This is a genomic window from Propionivibrio sp. (assembly GCF_047602565.1).
GTDB lineage: Bacteria > Pseudomonadota > Gammaproteobacteria > Burkholderiales > Rhodocyclaceae > Propionivibrio.
This window is the reverse complement of record NZ_JASGGX010000001.1, coordinates 3,284,104-3,299,931: the sequence shown is the minus strand read 5'-3', so window position 1 is coordinate 3,299,931 and position 15,828 is coordinate 3,284,104. Positions and strand designations below refer to the sequence as shown.

Here is a 15,828-nt window from a genome sequence, read left to right as displayed (position 1 = left end):
GGATCAAAACACAAAGACCATGCGAATTGTCGCGGATGACGGACACGTCGGCAAGGCGCTTGGTTCCCGCGACGCGGCACGGATCAGAGGCTTTCCCACATCTTCTGCAGCCGCTTCACCGACACCGGCGCGGGCGTGCGCAGCTCCTGGGCGAAGAGCTGCACGCGCAGTTCTTCGAGCAGCCAGCGGAACTGCTCGACCTGGGGATTCTCGACGCCCTGCCGGGCGAGCAGGACGGCGCGGCGCTCGTAGTTGGTCCACAACGGCGCGTACTCGGCCATCAGCTGCGCGTCGCGCGACGGGTTGGCCTTGAGCTTGTCGAGGCGCATGGCGACGGCTTTCAGGTAGCGCGGGAAGTGCTGCAGCCGCTCGAACGGCGTGTCGGCGACGAAGCGCTTGCCGACCAGCCGGCCGAGCTGCTTCTCGATGTCCTGCACCGCCGCCGCGTGCGCCTTGAACGCCGGCAGCTTCTTCTGCACGGCCTGCCATTCGGCCAGCACCGTGCCGACCAACCGGCAGATTTCCTGCGCCAGCAGGCCCAGGCGCGGCTTGGCCTCGGCGCAGCGCCGGCGGAAAGCCTCCGCGTCGGCCGGCCACGGCTCGGCGAGGCAGGCGCGGCGCAGCGTCACGTCGAGCAGCTGGTTGCGCAGTTCGTCCTGCGAGCCGAGCGCCATGTATTGCATGGCCATCTGGGTGAAGCCGGGCAGATTCTTCTCGAAGTACTTGAGCTGCTCCCTGAACTGCAGGCGGAACAGCCGCAGCAGCCCGCCGGCATGCGCGGCTTGTGCCTCCTCCTGCGTGTCGAAGACGCACAGCGACACCGAATCGCCGTCGTCATGCAGGCCCGGATAGCCGAGCACGCGCTGGCCGCCGACGTCGACCTCCATGAGCTCGGGCAGTTCGCCGAAGCTCCAGTCGGTCATGCCGGCGTACTCGGCGGGCGTTTCGTGCGCCTCGGAGAATTCCTGCCGCGCCTGGCCGCCCCACTCGGCGCGCAGTTCGGCGAGGTTGCGGCTCATGCCGAGCTGCCGGCCGTGCTCGTCGATCAGCCGGAAGTTGAACGAGAAGTGCGCCGGAATGGCGTCGGGGCGGAAGGCGTCCGGCGTGATCTCCCAGCCGCGCGCGTTGAGGCCGCGCGTCTGCAGGATGTAGTGGATCAGCGCCGGAATCAGCCCCTTGTCGGCAGGCGGCACCGCCTCGACGAACCCGGCGGCGAACTCCGGCACCGGCACCAGCTTGGCGCGGATCTTCTGCGGCAGCGTCTTGACGAGCTGCACGACCTTTTCCCTGAGCAGCCCCGGCACCAGCCATTCGCAGCGCCCCGCCGGAATTTGGTTCAGCTGCGCGAGCGGCACGGTGACCGTCACGCCGTCCTTCGGCGAGCCGGGTTCGAAGTGGTAGGCCAGCTCGAAGTCGACGCCGCCGAGCCTGATCCGGGGCGGGAAGGCCTCCGTGGTCACGCCGGCCGCCTCGTGGCGCATCAGGTCTTCGCGCTTCAAGTGCAGGAGCTTCGGGTCTTCGCGCTCGGCCTCCTTGCGCCATTTGTCGAAATCGGCGCCGTTGGCGACGTTCTCCGGAAGCAGCCGGTCGTAGAAGGCGACGATCAGTTCGTCGTCGACCAGCACGTCGGGCCGCCGCGACTTGTGTTCGAGCGTCTCGATGTCGAGCATCAGCTGGTGGTTGTGCTTGTAGAACGCCCAGCGCCGCGCGTACTCCTCGGCGATCTCGCCGCCAACCAGGCCTTGGCGGATGAACAGCTCGCGCGCCTCGGCCGGATTCAGCGGGCCGTAGTTCACGCGCTTCCGCGGATTGACGACGATGCCGTAGAGCGTCGAACGCTCGAAGGCGATCGCCTGCATGGCCTTCTTTTCCCAATGCGGATCGAAGGTGCTGCGCTTGATCAGGTGAGCACCCGCTTGCTCCAGCCACTCCGGCTCGATGCGGGCGACGCAGCGCGCGAAGAGCCTGGTCGTCTCGGTGATCTCGGCCGCGGCGATCCACTTGCCGGCCTTCTTGTTCAGCGGCGACCCCGGATGGATCAGGAACTTGATGCCGCGCGCGCCGAGGTAATACCCGGACTCCTCCGACTTGCAGCCGACGTTGCCGAGCAGGCCGGAAAGCAGCGCGCGATGGATCGCGTCATAACCGGCCGGCACCTGATTCATCCCGCCACCGCCCGCACCCCGTCCCTCCCCCTTCAAGGGGGAGGCCAGGAGGGGGATGGGGTCATCCGCCGCCAGGTCCGACCCCATCCCATCCCCATCCCTCCCCTTGAAGGGGAGGGAGCGAGGATCGCCGCTCCTGCCCTTGACCCACCCGTGCTCCGTCGCCAGCGCATGAAGCTGATTGTGCACGTCGTGCCACTCGCGCATGCGCAGCGCCGACAGGAAATTGTCGTGGCAGGCCTGCACCAGCTTGCGGTTCGACTTCTTGTGTTCCAGCTCGCCCTCGTACCACTGCCAGAGCTTGAGCCAGGACAGGAATTCCGATTTCTCGTCGGCGAACTTCCGGTGCGCCGCGTCGGCCGTGCCCTGCTTTTCCTGCGGACGCTCGCGCGGGTCCTGCACGGTCAGCGCGGCGGCGATGACCAGCATTTCCTTGAGACAGCCCTCGTCGCGCGCCGCGACGATCATGCGCGCGACGCGCGGGTCGAGCGGCAGCTTGGCCAGTTCCTGCCCGACCGGGGTGAGCGCCCGCTCTTCCGTGACCGCGCCCAGTTCGTGGAGCAGCTGATAGCCGTCGTTGATCGCCTTGGGCGGCGGCGCTTCGAGGAACGGGAAGGATTCGACGTCGCCCAGGCGCAGCGACTTCATGCGCAGGATCACGCCGGCCAGCGACGAACGCAGGATTTCCGGGTCGGAATACGCCGGCCGCCGGGCGAAATCCTCCTCGTCGTACAGGCGGACGCACACGCCGGCCGACACCCGGCCGCAGCGCCCGGCGCGCTGATTGGCCGAGGCCTGCGCGATCTTCTCGACCTGCAGCTGCTCGACCTTGTTGCGGTACGAATAACGCTTGACGCGCGCGAGGCCCGTATCGACGACGTAGCGGATGCCCGGCACGGTCAGCGAGGTCTCGGCGACGTTGGTCGCCAGCACGATGCGCCGCCCCTGGTGCGGCCTGAAAATGCGCGACTGCTCCTCGGCCGAGAGGCGGGCGAAGAGCGGCAGGATTTCGGTGGCCGCGCCACCGCGCCCGAAGGTGTGCTTGCGCAAGGCTTCGGCGGCCTCGCGGATTTCCCGTTCGCCGGGCAGGAAGACGAGGATGTCGCCGGGACCGATGCGGTTGAGCTCGTCGCAGGCGTCGACGATCGCGTCGTAGAGGTCGCGCTCGTCGTCCGCCGCCGCCTCTTCCGTCTGCACGGGGCGATAGCGGACCTCGACCGGGTACAGGCGGCCGGAGACCTCGATCACCGGCGCGGCCTTGCCGTTGGCCGCGAAGTGCTCCGAAAACCGCTGGGCGTCGATCGTCGCCGAGGTGATGAGGACTTTCAGGTCCGGGCGCTTCGGCAGCAGCTGCTTCAGGTAGCCGAGTAGGAAATCGATGTTCAGGCTGCGCTCGTGCGCCTCGTCGATGATCAGCGTGTCGTACTGCGCGAGCCAGGGATCGCCCTGCGTCTCGGCCAGCAGGATGCCGTCGGTCATCAGCTTGACGTAGGACTGCGGCGACGTGCGGTCGGTGAAGCGGATCTTGTAGCCGACATGCCGGCCGAGCTCGCTCTCCAACTCCTGTGCGATGCGCGTCGCCGTCGCGCGCGCGGCGATGCGGCGCGGCTGCGTGTGGCCGATCAGCCCCGTCGTGCCGCGCCCGAGTTCGAGGCAGATCTTCGGCAACTGCGTCGTCTTGCCCGAACCGGTTTCGCCGCAGACGATGACCACCTGGTGCCTGGCAATCAGTTCGGCGATCTCGGCGCGGCGCTCGTTGACCGGCAGTTCGGCCGGGAATTTCGGCTGCGGCAGGTTCTCCCGGCGCGCGGCGACGATCGCCCGGGATTTTTCGAGCAGCCTGTCGTATTCGGCCTGCAGCGCCTCCTGTTTCTTGCCATAGAGATGGCGCAGGTCGCGCTTCATCGAAGCGAGACGGCGCGAATCGACGGCGAGCACGTCGTCAGCCACCGGCCGGCGCTCCTGCCCGCCTTTCTTGCTTGCTGTACGTGGTTCGGCTTTTTCGGTTCGAGAAGAAATATCGCTCATCAATCACTGATCGAACGGGCTCGCAACTCCGCGCCCGCCCCTGTTCAAACATGGGTGTAAATCATCGTCGTCCGGACGTTTTCATGGCCGGGCGGCTCCTTCACCGCGCAGACGCCGCCACATTCTCCCTGGACGCCAACGACGCCAGAAATGCCTCGACTTCCAACGCCCCTCATCCCCGAAGGACGACGTTTTCCAAGGAAACGGACGAACCGCCCTATCCGCTGGACATAGGACTTTCCGGTCCCTAAACTGTAGCGCTCGTAAGGGATGCGCTGGCAGAGACGGCCGAGACGTTGCGGAACTGCAAAGCCATTGATGCATTCGGCGGCGGTTGGAAGGACCCAATTTTAGCCTATCCAAATGTTTTCAATGATCTTTTAACGACAAAACGTCTTTTATCCCTCCGTTTTGGGGACTTACTCGATAGTTGGGCGTCTCGGCAGCGAGGACCACCGCAAATGCACTGGATATTTCTAGCCGTAGCAATTGTCAGCGAGGTCATCGGCACATCGGCCCTGAAGGCATCCGAAGGTTTCTCGCGTCTATGGCCTTCGGTTATCGTCATCATTGGCTACGCGTCGGCCTTTTACTTCCTCTCCCTCACACTCAAAACGATCCCGGTCGGGGTGGCTTACGCAATCTGGTCCGGCATCGGCATCGTTCTAATTGCATTGATTGCATGGGTTCTCTATGGGCAAGCCCTCGACCTTCCTGCAATCATAGGCATGCTGCTCATCGTGACTGGCGTCGTCGTTCTCAATCTGTTCTCCAAGGCCGTCTCTCACTGATGAGCCGCCCAACCCGTCATTCCACCGGACCTGTGCGAAAAACCGCGCGGGCCGGTGAATTCAGACGGGAGGAGAACACATGAAACTCTGGCGTGGCCAACCCGACAATTGGAATTGGAAGCCCTCTGACAACGAGCAAGTACGCGTATGGCTCGGCATTGGCACCTGCTTCTATCTTTTAGCCTTATCCGACTTCTTGTGGCCGTCACAGCCCAGGCACACCGGACGCTGGGGATGGTTGCATGCAATATTCTTCGGTATGTTTGGCTCCAGCGGAGACATAGTTCTCTATTCAAGCGTTGGCACTGCATTCGTACTCTTTGGTTTTTTGAAGTTCAGGGCCTTGCATTAGCCATGCATCTGTCGCCTAACATCACAGTCGAGAGGGACGCTCCGCAAGGGATTTTTGCCCGCCTGCGCCGCATCGCTCGCTTTCAACGTTAATCTTTTCCAGTACCACACTTGAGCCAATCGCTATGACGCGAAAGAAGAAAGAGGAAGGTTCCCAGTTCGTTCGCTACTTCGGTCCGCTCCTCGATGCACTGCGTGGCCTCGGTGGCTCTGGTACTCCGGATGAAGTTGTCGAGCGCATTGCTCATGACCTCGGCCTCTCCGATGAAATACAAAACGAACTTCTGCCGTCCGGCGAAGCTCGGTATCGAAACCAAGTCGCGTGGGCTCGTTTCTATCTCGTCCGCGAAGGTCTCCTAGATTCATCGAAACGCGGGGTCTGGAGCCTTACCGAACGTGGGCGAGGAACCAACCTTTCTCCCGAACAAGCCCGTGAAGTCTTTCTCAAGTGGGTTCGTATCTTCCAAGAACAACGGAAAACGAAAGCGCAAACGCCCGAGCCTGTGGCAGAGCAAGTCGCGGAAGGAACCGGCGCAACACCGAATGACTATCGAGGTGAAGTCATAGATCTGCTGCTGAGGTTGCCGCCCTCAGGTTTCGAGCGCTTGTCTCAGCGCCTGCTACGTGAGGCAGGCTTTACCCAGGTTGTCGTCACCGGCAGCAGCGGTGATGGCGGCATAGATGGCTATGGCACGCTGCAAATCAATCCGCTGGTTTCCTTCAAGGTTCTGTTCCAATGCAAGCGATACACGAAGTCCGTCTCCCCATCGCATGTCCGAGACTTCCGTGGCGCAATGGCCGGCCGTGCCGACAAGGGCATCATCATCACAACTGGAACCTTCACCACCGAAGCACGCCGCGAGGCATCCCGAGACGGAGTTCCACCGATTGAACTCATCGACGGAGAAAAGCTTGTTGACATGCTTGAGCATCTGGAACTCGGCCTCAAGCCAGTAACCACATATGAAATCGACGAAACATTTTTCGGCGAGTTCAAGGGTTAACCCATCATTGCATGCAGCTACTTGGCTTGGGAGGAGCGTTGGCGCAGTCTTTATCTACCTTGGAGTTCGCCTTGCACTCACCAAACAGGATTAACCCGGCAGTCGAGAGGGGCGTCGGTCAAGCGGCGACTCTCCAAGCTCACTGTCCCGCGCGGCGCCCCTCACTTTCACGCCAGTCGGTAACTACATGTTCACCACACTTGATGAGTATGTGATGCACAATGCCTAACATCCCGGTCAAGGCGCTCCCTTCGATCACTGGGACACGCCACAAGCGGCGCGCCCCTTACCTCAAACGTTGGGCGATTTAGGAGATCGTCGTGAGCATCAATCCGTCCCGGTTTGCCGAAGAATTAGCCGGACTCACTGCTTCACCTCACTTCGTTAGCTTTGCCTATGAGGCGATAGAACGGTGGGAGTTCGCGCAATTTGAGAAGACCAATATTGTAGAAGGAATATTTCTGTTCTTAGAGGGCCACGAAACTACGGACATTGGAAATCCTGGGCCTCTTGTTCACTTTGCCGAAAGCCTTCCCTATGGAAGTTATAAGAAATTACTTTTTGAGTCTCTTTTGAGGAAACCGACGGGCCACTCTATTGGGATGCTTAACGCAATGATCAACGGAGCAAAGACTGATGGGGAGCGCTTGCAACTTCTTAATGCAATGCGTGCAGCCTCTATGCACTACCTCGCGTCTGCCGAAGCCAAAGGCCTAGCTATTCACTTCTTGGAATATCAGTCGTGAGAACCACACCAATAATGCTCAACTTCAATAAGTCGTCCAACCCATCATCCCACTGGGCCTGTCGCGGTAAGCCGCGCTAGTCCGGTGAATTCAAACGTTAGGCGCTACAGAATGCTTAGCGCGGAACTTAGGTACTTGCTGTACACGCTTGCCGGTTGCGTTGTATATCACGTCGGTGTATGGGCAATGCTCAAATTGTCGCTCGCCGCTGTGTCGAGTGAAGTCGTCCACTCCAAGGCTGCAGTCTGTCGGTTGGATATCAACACTCTCTGCTACTCGTCGCATCTGGCCATCTATCTCCTGTTCGCCTTGTTCTTCGCATGGGGTGCAGTAGTGGCTTGGCAAGACCTGATCTCAGGTCGGCGTGCTCCTGATTCCAATGGTCGAGGACTATCGTCACTCTTCCGAAGTGCCTGGCTAGTACGGCAAAGCTGGTTTGTACTTCCAGTTCTTGCCTTGCTACTTCTTGCCATCACCATCAAGGAACTGCTCTGATGCAAGCGATAGCGCCTAATCCCTCCGTCAAGGGGGCGTCCGCAAGCGGGCTTCGCCCGCTTGCGGACGCCCCTTACGTCGAGCGTTATGCATTAATGGAGGATATCCATGCCATTCCCCCTGGAAGAGCGTAAAGCCTTGCTAAGTGTGAAGGGAGTTGGCCCTACGGTGGTGGCTCGCCTTGAACAAATGGGGTTTGAATCACTGTCTCATCTGAGCAAAGCCAATGCACTGGATATCGTCTCCCAAGCCTCGGCTATCGTCGGCTCCAATTGCTGGAAGAACAGTCCGCAAGCTCGTGCAGCAATCCAGGCCGCCATTGCATTGGCACAGTCGTACCATGCATGACAAATATGTCAACTGAACCACCAAAAGCTGCGCTTCCGCCTTCCGCAGAACTCAAACGTAAGGAGCCGCAAAATGGGCCTCAAAACAATTGGTGGCACGGTCATACGTGCCAAGCATCGAGCCACCTGCCACTGTGGCGCGGTGGAATTGCTTCTGGATCTACCGGATGGAGTGGTCAACCCGCGGCGTTGCAACTGTTCATATTGCCGACGCAGAGGCACCATCGTGGCTTTCGTGCCGATAAGCGGGCTTCACATCATCAAGGGCGCCGAACAACTCAAGGTTTACGAATTCAATACGCACACAGCCAAGCATTATTTTTGCTCCGTCTGCGGCATTCATACGCATCATCAGCGGCGTTCCGACCCCGAGCAGTACGGCTACAACGTCGGCTGCCTTGAGGGTGTCAATCCTTTCGACATTCCGGAGGTTCCGACCAGTGACGGGGTCAACCACCCAGCGGACCGTAAAGCGGTCTGACAACTCATTTCAGCGGACGCGCTACGTGCGCCGCTAAATTCGGGCATTAGGTGTTCATGGCAAGTGGTGTTTCCTGTTGTTCTATTCCAATATCCAGGGAGATAAAAAAATGTCGAAGAAACTCTTGGGTGTAGCTTTCATCGTGGCTACCTTGTCCTTAGGCGGATGTGCGTCTGTGCCTATGGCAAGCACGGAACGAGACACGGCTGCAAAGTCCTTTACTGCGAAACCTGACAAGTCGAATATTTATGTCTATCGAAACGAGTCGTTGGGCGCCGCCGTCAAATTGCCGATCGTTCTAGACGGGAAGGCGGTTGGAGATACGGCTGCCAAGACCTACCTGATGTTGGAAGTCGCTCCCGGAAACCATACCCTCGTCTCCAAGAGCGAGAGTGATTCCGTGCTGCCGCTGACAACCGTGCCTGGGAAAAATTACTTTGTGTGGCAAGAAATAAAAATGGGAATGTTCTCCCCTCGCTCCGCTCTGCAGTTGGTCGATGAGCCTGTGGGACAAGCCGGCGTTAACGAATGCAAGCGCATTGAGGAAGCAAAATAAACAATACCCGCCCGGGCCGGTCAAGACGCGGCCAGCCCGGACGGGCCGGCGGCCTTACTGCCGCCGCCAGACAGCCTTTCATGCATCCCTGCCGGAGACTGCAGAATGGACAAAATCGATGATCTGAGAAGAAAGAGAAAGAAGGCGCACAAGCGACTCCAAGACCTGAAGTCGCCGGTGTACGCGGCCTTTCTGAAAATGGAGCAGGCTGCCTACTCCGACGGCGTGTTGTCCAAGAAACACAAGGAACTCGTAGCGGTTGGAATCTCCGTTGTCATCAATTGCGAATCGTGCATGGAATGGCACATCAGTCAGGCTGCGCAAACCGGCGCAACGAAAAAAGAAATCCTCGAAGCGCTTGAAGTAGGCATTGAAATGGGCGGCGGCCCGGCCACGGCCCATGTCCGGTTTGCCCTGGAGGTCATGGAAAGAGTTTTCCAAGACAAGAGCGCCGAAGATGAAGCAGCCGTCTGACCCCTCCGACGACCGGACAGTCCGACAGCGGCGCTTCGCTCGGCTGTCGGGTTCCCCCCGCGACTTCGCCGCTCCGGCGGCCCCTCGGTTAAAACATTTGTCCAGAGCTCAATCCCATGTTGACCCGGTTTCATAAAATCTTGTTTGTCGCAGCCGTCTTTACGTCATCGGTTTGTTTTGCCGAGAACTACGTGGAGGCAGAAAGAAAATCAGAGGCCGCATCGTCAAATCCCGCGTTGATCGAGTGGTATCAAACCAGGATGCAACCTGCCTTTCGCGGAGTCGTGGGGCAAGCAATGGGGCAATGTCTTAATCAACCCTCTCTCGAACGCCCGGCTCGGGTTGATCTCGTGTTCGTAGTAACCACTTCGGGAAAGGTCGGCCCAATCTATTGGAAGGAGCAGACTCCGTTCGCTTCTTGCCTTGAGGCCAGCATCCAACCGGCGACGTTCCCGCCACCTCCGGAAGCCGACTTCTACTTTGGCGTTGGCTTCCGCATACCACGGAAGAATATCTGAAAGGAAATCCGTGACGCGAGAAACCGCTCAGGTCGGGTGAATTCAAACGACAGGCCCCTTGGCACGGAAACCTGCTTCCGCATTTGGATCGACAGCAAGTCCCGTTGAGCTCACTTGGAGCAGATTATCCCTGGCCGTGGTCCCGCGAGTTGGCAAGCCCCCAACCAGCAGACAGCCAGACCGCTCGGACTTACTACCAGCACCCGCCGGTGTCCGGCTTCCTGATGCCTTGCTGATTCAGGGAGAGCACGCCGCATTTGTCGCTGGCTTGATTTCCTGTAGGTTTGGCGCAGAGACGGTAGGCGGCCGTGGCTTCATTGCTTGCGGCCATCCCGGCGCATACGCTGCTGCCGGTCGGCGCGGAATCGAAGGCGATGGTGTAAAACCCGTCTGGCGATGTGCCTTTTCCGATCGTGGAGGTGGCGCTCAGCGCCGGGCCTTTATAGGTCATGTTCTCGGTGTAGAAACGCTCCATCGCTTGCGCCGTCGCGAGCAGGGCCGCCCGCGCGTCGGCGCGGCGGGCCTTGCGCACGTACTCCGTGTAGCTGGGATAGGCGACCGCCGCGAGGATGGCGACGATCGCCACGGTGATCATCAGCTCGATCAGGGTGAAACCGCGCGGGGCCTTGCCGTTCATCGCTTCGTCAGTCATCGAGGAGTTGTTTCCAGGAAATCCGGCGGCCCTTGGAGCTGCCCGTATTGGTCAGTGGAAGCACGGGGCCCGTGCTGTTGTTGATCGGGGCGCCGGATATTGAAATGGCCTTTCCGGGTCTGATAGTGATGAGCGTTCCCGGCGCGGCGATGCCCGCGACCTGGAGAATGTTGACGAACTTGTCGCTGCTCTCCGACATGGCGTCGAAGACGTTCCACTCCGGCCGGGCGCCCGTCACCGGGTTGAGGTAGAAGAAGCGCGTCGTGCCGCCGCTCAGTTCACACGGGTCGCTGGACGACGACGGACTCGTGCCGACGACCTGGAGCAGCCGGCGTCTGACCGCCCGCGGGTTATAGATGATGCGCTCGCTCTGGGCCAGATCGATGTACCAGCCGATCTGCGTCGACCAATCGACCGTTTTGCTGGACGACTCGAAGTACGTCTGGCCGGCCTCGGTGACCGCGTTCCCCACCGTCTGCTCCAGCAGCTTGCCGCGGCCGCTGGTGGCGGCGGGGGTACTGCCGTCCTGTTTGTCCCAGATACCGTAGAGCGTCTGCGTCTGGGTCAAGGATTGATCGCCGTCGTAGATGTACCGGCCGGTGCCGAAGATGACCAGCATGCCGCCATGCGGATGGACGACGACTTCGGGCGCCGTGGTGATCGGTTGGACATTGCCTGCGACGTTCTTGGCCGTATAAAGCAGGCCGGTCCCGCCGTTCAGGACGAGCTGCCCGTCCTTGGTGGCGAAATCGATGCGCCACACGTTGCCTTTCAGGTCGCCGGCGTAGACGTAGTCCACCACCCCGTCGCCGTCGATGTCTCTCGGCGTCACTTCGGACAGACCGTTCGGGTCGCCCACGCCGGCGCCGTCGGGCAACGTGATCTTGCCGACTCGCCGGCCGGTGTCGGCGTCCAGTACGAACAGGGCCGCATGTCCGGTGCCGCCGTGGCCGTCGGCCTCGGTGCTGTCGTAGCCGTTGCCGAAGACGACGTACCACTTGCTCTGCGTACAGGGGACGGAGACCGAGGCGCGTGCCGCCGTGCATAGCCGGACGATGGCGGGCCGGCCGAAGGTGTAGCCGAGATCCGCGTCGCCGCTCGGCGAACTGGTGTTGCCGCTGAAATCGTCGTCGAGGAATTCCCACTTCACGGTGCCGGGCTTGCTCTCGCCGAAGGCGCCGGGATCGGTGATGTCGAGCGCGTAGACGCCCTGACCGCCGGCATTGAGTCCGCCGACGAGGATGGTTTTCCAGTCCGTCTTCGCCGTGCAGCTCCCCGTGCAGATGTCGCCCATGACCGGCGAGCCGTTCAACGTAGTACTGGTGCTGATTCCCGGACGAACCGTAGCCCGGCTGGGTCAGTTTGCTCAACGGCTGCTCGCCGCGACGCGCGCGGTACAGTTCGCTGGGCACGTAGGCCAGTTTCTCCTCCCCGGTGTCCGCCCGGAAGCCGTGCAGCATGCCGTCGTTGGCGCCGACGTACACCATGGGCGTGCGGCCGGCCTTGTCTTCGGCGAAACTCTTGTACGAGGCATCCTGGTGTCCCAGCTTGGGCGGCCCCACGTACATCGGCGCCGAATTGACGATGTCGCCCAGCTTGTTGTCGGCGGTGATGCGCATGTTGGTGACGTTCAGGCCGCGCAGATTCTTGAGCCGCCTCTCGCCGAGCGAGTCCGTGGTGCCGTTGGCCTGCTTGTTGAGCGTGCTCTGCAAGACCCCGCCGGCCGTCATCGCGGACCAGCGGAAGGGAATGCCGGTGCCGCTGGACTTTTGAGGATCGAAGGTCAGGATCGTCCGGTTCTCGCCGCTAAGGTCGGCGAGCTTTTCATGCGCCCGCCACGTGGGGCCGGAGAGCCCGGACTCGGTCACCTTGTAGGCGTTGAGTTCTCCTTTCCAGCCGTCGCTGTTGAGGCCGGCGATGAAGACGTGCGCGTCGGTCTGGAGCGACGTCGAACTGGCCGCGGCCTGGGCCACGGACCCGGCGGCGTTGCGGGCGATGCTGGCGAGCGCCTTGTCGATCTGGCTGTACAGCCTGTGCGGGCTGGTCACCGGGAAATAGGTGTCGGGAACGCCGTCGCCGTCCGCATCCCACTCGCTGGGCAGGTCGGGCAGTTTGTTGCCGTTGCTGTCCTTGAAGGCGCCGAACTTGGCCGCGTACCACAGCGGATTCTCCAGCAACACGTCGTCGGTGAGCTGCTGCACCCAGCTCTTCTCTTTTAACTCGAACCGCTGGACGTCGTAAATCGGCAGACCCTTGGTGCTTAGGCCCCGTTTGTCGAGGGGATACGAGATCACGTCGTCCTCTTCTCTCGACGTATCCCGGTCGCGCACGACGAGGCGGGCGCCGTCCTTGTCCTTCGTGCCCGAGACGACGTATCCGATGTGCTGGATGATGCCCCCCTCGGCCTGTTCGGAACTCACAGCGACGAGCACGTCGCCCTTCTCGTCGACCCAGATTTCGTAGACGGCCATGACGTCCATGTCATAGTCACCGCCTTGCTCCGCGTCTTCGAAGTTGACGCGGAACTTGTAGTACGGCCGGCCGCCGTTGGTCGCGGGATCGTCGGTCCCGTTGGCGTTCCTGATGGTTTCGACGTAGAAATCGACGATCTGGGCCGAAGGGGTCCACTGGCCGGGGCCGGTGCCGATCGTCGTGTAGTTGCCGCTGTTATATCCGACCGATTTCGCGAACGGCACGAAGGTCATCTTCTTGTTCGTTCCCACCGGAATCACGATCCGGGGAATCGGCGCGGACAGCGCAATGGCGTATGTGGTCACCGATTGCCTGTCTTTCGCGGAATTGATGTCGTAGCTGTGCGCGAAATAGGCCAGGAGGCTGGAATAGTAGCTCCCCTGCCGGCTCGGATCGCTCGGGACGAGGCCGCGAATGACGGAAAAGTCCATCACCCCCGGTTTGACCGTCGGCGCCTTGTCGGCGCTGTCGGTAACCACGCCTTTGACCTGCCCGATGAAAACGGACCTCGTGCCTTTGAATTCGGTGTTCCAGAGTGCTCCGCCCAACGTTTCGAAATCGAGCGGGTAGCCGTTGATCGACTGCGCGGGCGTGGAACCGAACGCGCTGCCGGGCAGCCTGTCCGCATCGAACGAAGGATAGACATCGCTCATCAGCATGAAGTACGGCTGCGAGCAGCGGGGAAATTGGGCGTAGGGATTGCTCCACGCGGCGCGGGGAAGGCCGATCGCGTCATCCTTCTTCCTTGACGTGACGAACGCCGGCGTTGGCTGCGTTTCGCCGGCGAAGTAGCGCAATCCTTCGTACATCATTTCGGCGAGCGGATTGCCCCACATTTCGCACTGCCCGTTTTGCAAGTTCTCCGGCTTGGTCAGGAAATCGCACGACTTGCTGCCATTGTCGGCATTGTCGTAATTGAGGAGGTCGTAGTTTGCCTTGAACGCCTCCATCCGGGTTCTCAGGCGGTCGATGCTGCCGATGATGCCCTTCGTGCACGGAGCATTTCCCGCATCGCCGCAAGTCGTACCCGAGTCCTTGAAGATGCCGGTGGCGGTCTCGATCTCGTCCGTGATCGAGCCGAACGCCTTGCGCAGGACGCCGCCGTCTAAGTTCTGGTCGTACGAGCCGGTGATCAGCCCGAAAAGCATGCCGTTGGCCTGCCCGTACTGATGCAGCAGCCCGGTCGGCTTGTAAACGACGGCGGGCTCCGTGCCGTAATCCCGGCAATTGCTTTCCCTGCCCTGGTACTCCGCATTGGCGTCCACCGCCTTGCAGACCTCGACGCGCACGGCGTAGTCCTTGATCGCCGTCTGCGAGAGGTTTTCGAGCTTCCAGTAGAGGCGATAGGCTTGATCCCCAAGGCCGTTGCGGTATCTGTACTTGATCGTGTGCTGGCCTTTCGCCAGCGTGATTGTTCCGCTCGCGGGCTCCGAATCCTTCTGGAAATGCTGCAGCAGCGTTTTTTCCTCGCGCCCGCCTTCCAGCCAACACGAGAACAAACCGCAGACCTCCCCCGCTATCACGGCAACCGACTTGCCGCCGATGATGAGTTCCGCCGCATCGTCGGCTTCCAGGCCGAAGCGGTAGGTTCCAGCTTCCTCGACGTTGATTTTTCCTTCGAAAATGGCGAAGAAATTTTCCTGCGTGCAATGCGATGGAATGTTCCAGTATTCGGGCTCCTTGTATACGGTGGTGTCGTTGAACTTGGAACCAAGACCGGGACCACCCACAGGCCACGCCATGGGGTTTCCTTTGCCGTCGATGTTGGGAGCCGATACCTTGCCGCATAGTGATCCCCACTTTATGGTTTCGTTTTCCTCTACATCGAATTCGGCATTACTAGTCGGAATCTTGTTGACACTGTTGTTGCCTGTGACGATGCCGGCAAAGTAGGTTGGTACAACGTCCTCCCAGGGAGCCACTCTGTACGTGGTCATCTTCAGATCGCTCAGTCCATGGGTGCGGCTCGACGGGACGATGGCCCAGCTCTGTTTGTCTCTGCTGGTGCAGAGAGGCCCTTTATTCTGGCCATTACCCGGGTTCTTGCCGCCGAGGCAGCGGTCGCCTGCCACCGGGGCCTGGATGGTGACCCAATCCCAGATGCGGTACTGGCTGTCGGGCAGCACGCGCATCAGCGGCGTGCCGTTGTCGGTGATCAACGATACGTTGGCGAACAAATGCCGGGTGCCCAGTTTCGGCTTATCCAGCGGGGTGTAGTCCGTGATGTCGTAGCTGTCGCGGTTGGGGTTGTACTCCTTGCCCCAGGTGTGCGCGTCCTGGGGAATGTGGGCGCGTTCGAGGATGGTTTTGCCGGCGGTATCGGTGCTGCGCTTGCCACCATAGAGCACCTTGCGGATGGCATCCAGGCGGGAGGTGGTGACGTAGTTGAGGAAGTCCCCGCTCCATTGGCCCGCGCCCGTGCCCTGGCATTTCTTGTCCGTGGCCATCCTGACCGGGGTGAACACGCCGTTCGCGTAGTCGTAGCATTTCTCGGAATCGAAGTAGCCGGCATACTTGAACTGGGAATTCGCTATATACCCCGTGTCGATCTTGCCGTCCCCGTCCAGGTCGCTGTAGTCGTCGTAGGCTTCGTGGTAAAGCTTGTGGTCCCGCCCCAGGGTGAGCATGATCAACGGCGGCGGCGCGGCCTTGATCGACAACGGCGACTGGGCCAGGTTGAGCGCGTTGGCCGGCATGATGGCGCTGGCGCACCCCAGGATGCCCGCGCCGACCAGCGTCAGCCTTTTG

The 15,828-nt window shown here is 61.0% G+C and carries 11 protein-coding genes and 2 pseudogenes; 8 read left to right on the top strand and 5 right to left on the bottom strand.

What is annotated here, in order from left to right:
- Nucleotides 1-83: 83 nt before the first annotated feature.
- Nucleotides 84-4,070, bottom strand: a complete 3,987-nt coding sequence (gene hrpA / locus QM701_RS15635; RefSeq protein ID WP_415169411.1) for an ATP-dependent RNA helicase HrpA — start codon at nt 4,068-4,070, stop codon at nt 84-86.
- Nucleotides 4,071-4,654: 584 nt separating this feature from the next.
- Between hrpA and QM701_RS15630 the strand changes: the two genes are divergently transcribed.
- From QM701_RS15630 to QM701_RS15595, 8 genes are all read left to right on the top strand, one after another.
- On the top strand, nt 4,655-4,984 hold the full coding sequence (locus QM701_RS15630; protein WP_415167944.1) for an SMR family transporter: 330 nt from the start codon (nt 4,655-4,657) through the stop codon (nt 4,982-4,984).
- A gap of 476 nt (nt 4,985-5,460) precedes the next feature.
- A complete protein-coding gene (locus QM701_RS15625) occupies nt 5,461-6,339 on the top strand; it encodes a restriction endonuclease (RefSeq protein WP_415167943.1) in 879 nt (292 codons plus the stop codon).
- Between the two features lie 320 nt (nt 6,340-6,659).
- Nucleotides 6,660-7,085 carry a hypothetical protein gene (locus QM701_RS15620; RefSeq protein WP_415167942.1) on the top strand — a complete coding sequence of 142 codons (426 nt, stop codon included), beginning with the start codon at nt 6,660-6,662 and terminating at the stop codon, nt 7,083-7,085.
- Between the two features lie 135 nt (nt 7,086-7,220).
- Nucleotides 7,221-7,580: a hypothetical protein gene (locus QM701_RS15615; RefSeq protein ID WP_415167941.1), complete on the top strand. Its 360-nt coding sequence runs from the start codon at nt 7,221-7,223 to the stop codon at nt 7,578-7,580.
- Between the two features lie 108 nt (nt 7,581-7,688).
- Nucleotides 7,689-7,928, top strand: a complete 240-nt coding sequence (locus QM701_RS15610; RefSeq protein ID WP_415167940.1) for a hypothetical protein — start codon at nt 7,689-7,691, stop codon at nt 7,926-7,928.
- Between the two features lie 72 nt (nt 7,929-8,000).
- Nucleotides 8,001-8,408 carry a GFA family protein gene (locus QM701_RS15605; RefSeq protein ID WP_415167939.1) on the top strand — a complete coding sequence of 136 codons (408 nt, stop codon included), beginning with the start codon at nt 8,001-8,003 and terminating at the stop codon, nt 8,406-8,408.
- Between the two features lie 109 nt (nt 8,409-8,517).
- Entirely contained in the window at nt 8,518-8,964 is a 447-nt protein-coding gene (locus QM701_RS15600; protein ID WP_415167938.1) for a DUF2846 domain-containing protein, read from the top strand.
- A 105-nt stretch (nt 8,965-9,069) separates the two neighbouring features.
- Nucleotides 9,070-9,438: a carboxymuconolactone decarboxylase family protein gene (locus QM701_RS15595; protein WP_415167937.1), complete on the top strand. Its 369-nt coding sequence runs from the start codon at nt 9,070-9,072 to the stop codon at nt 9,436-9,438.
- A gap of 711 nt (nt 9,439-10,149) precedes the next feature.
- Here the strand turns inward: QM701_RS15595 and QM701_RS15590 are convergent.
- The 4 genes and pseudogenes from QM701_RS15590 to QM701_RS15575 form a co-directional block, all read right to left on the bottom strand.
- The gene (locus QM701_RS15590; RefSeq protein WP_415167936.1) at nt 10,150-10,608 is read right to left on the bottom strand and encodes a type IV pilin protein; all 459 of its coding nucleotides are present in this window, start codon (nt 10,606-10,608) and stop codon (nt 10,150-10,152) included.
- Nucleotides 10,601-11,080, bottom strand: coding sequence for a hypothetical protein (locus tag QM701_RS15585; RefSeq protein WP_415169454.1), 480 nt, complete (start codon nt 11,078-11,080; stop codon nt 10,601-10,603). Before QM701_RS15585 ends, QM701_RS15590 begins: the two co-directional genes overlap by 8 nt.
- Nucleotides 11,081-11,131: 51 nt before the next feature.
- Nucleotides 11,132-11,902: pseudogene (locus tag QM701_RS15580) on the bottom strand (pilus assembly protein); the annotation flags it as partial.
- A 34-nt stretch (nt 11,903-11,936) separates the two neighbouring features.
- A pseudogene (locus QM701_RS15575) lies at nt 11,937-14,822 on the bottom strand (PilC/PilY family type IV pilus protein); the annotation flags it as partial.
- Nucleotides 14,823-15,828: the final 1,006 nt, after the last annotated feature.

Coding starts and splice junctions, on each gene's coding strand:
- QM701_RS15625 (WP_415167943.1), top strand. CDS start 5,461: ATGACGCGAAAGAAGAAAGAGGAAGGTTCCCAGTTCGTTCGCTACTTC.
- QM701_RS15595 (WP_415167937.1), top strand. CDS start 9,070: ATGGACAAAATCGATGATCTGAGAAGAAAGAGAAAGAAGGCGCACAAG.
- hrpA (WP_415169411.1), bottom strand. CDS start 4,070: ATGAAGCGCGACCTGCGCCATCTCTATGGCAAGAAACAGGAGGCGCTG.
- QM701_RS15590 (WP_415167936.1), bottom strand. CDS start 10,608: ATGACTGACGAAGCGATGAACGGCAAGGCCCCGCGCGGTTTCACCCTG.
- QM701_RS15605 (WP_415167939.1), top strand. CDS start 8,001: ATGGGCCTCAAAACAATTGGTGGCACGGTCATACGTGCCAAGCATCGA.
- QM701_RS15630 (WP_415167944.1), top strand. CDS start 4,655: ATGCACTGGATATTTCTAGCCGTAGCAATTGTCAGCGAGGTCATCGGC.
- QM701_RS15600 (WP_415167938.1), top strand. CDS start 8,518: ATGTCGAAGAAACTCTTGGGTGTAGCTTTCATCGTGGCTACCTTGTCC.
- QM701_RS15610 (WP_415167940.1), top strand. CDS start 7,689: ATGCCATTCCCCCTGGAAGAGCGTAAAGCCTTGCTAAGTGTGAAGGGA.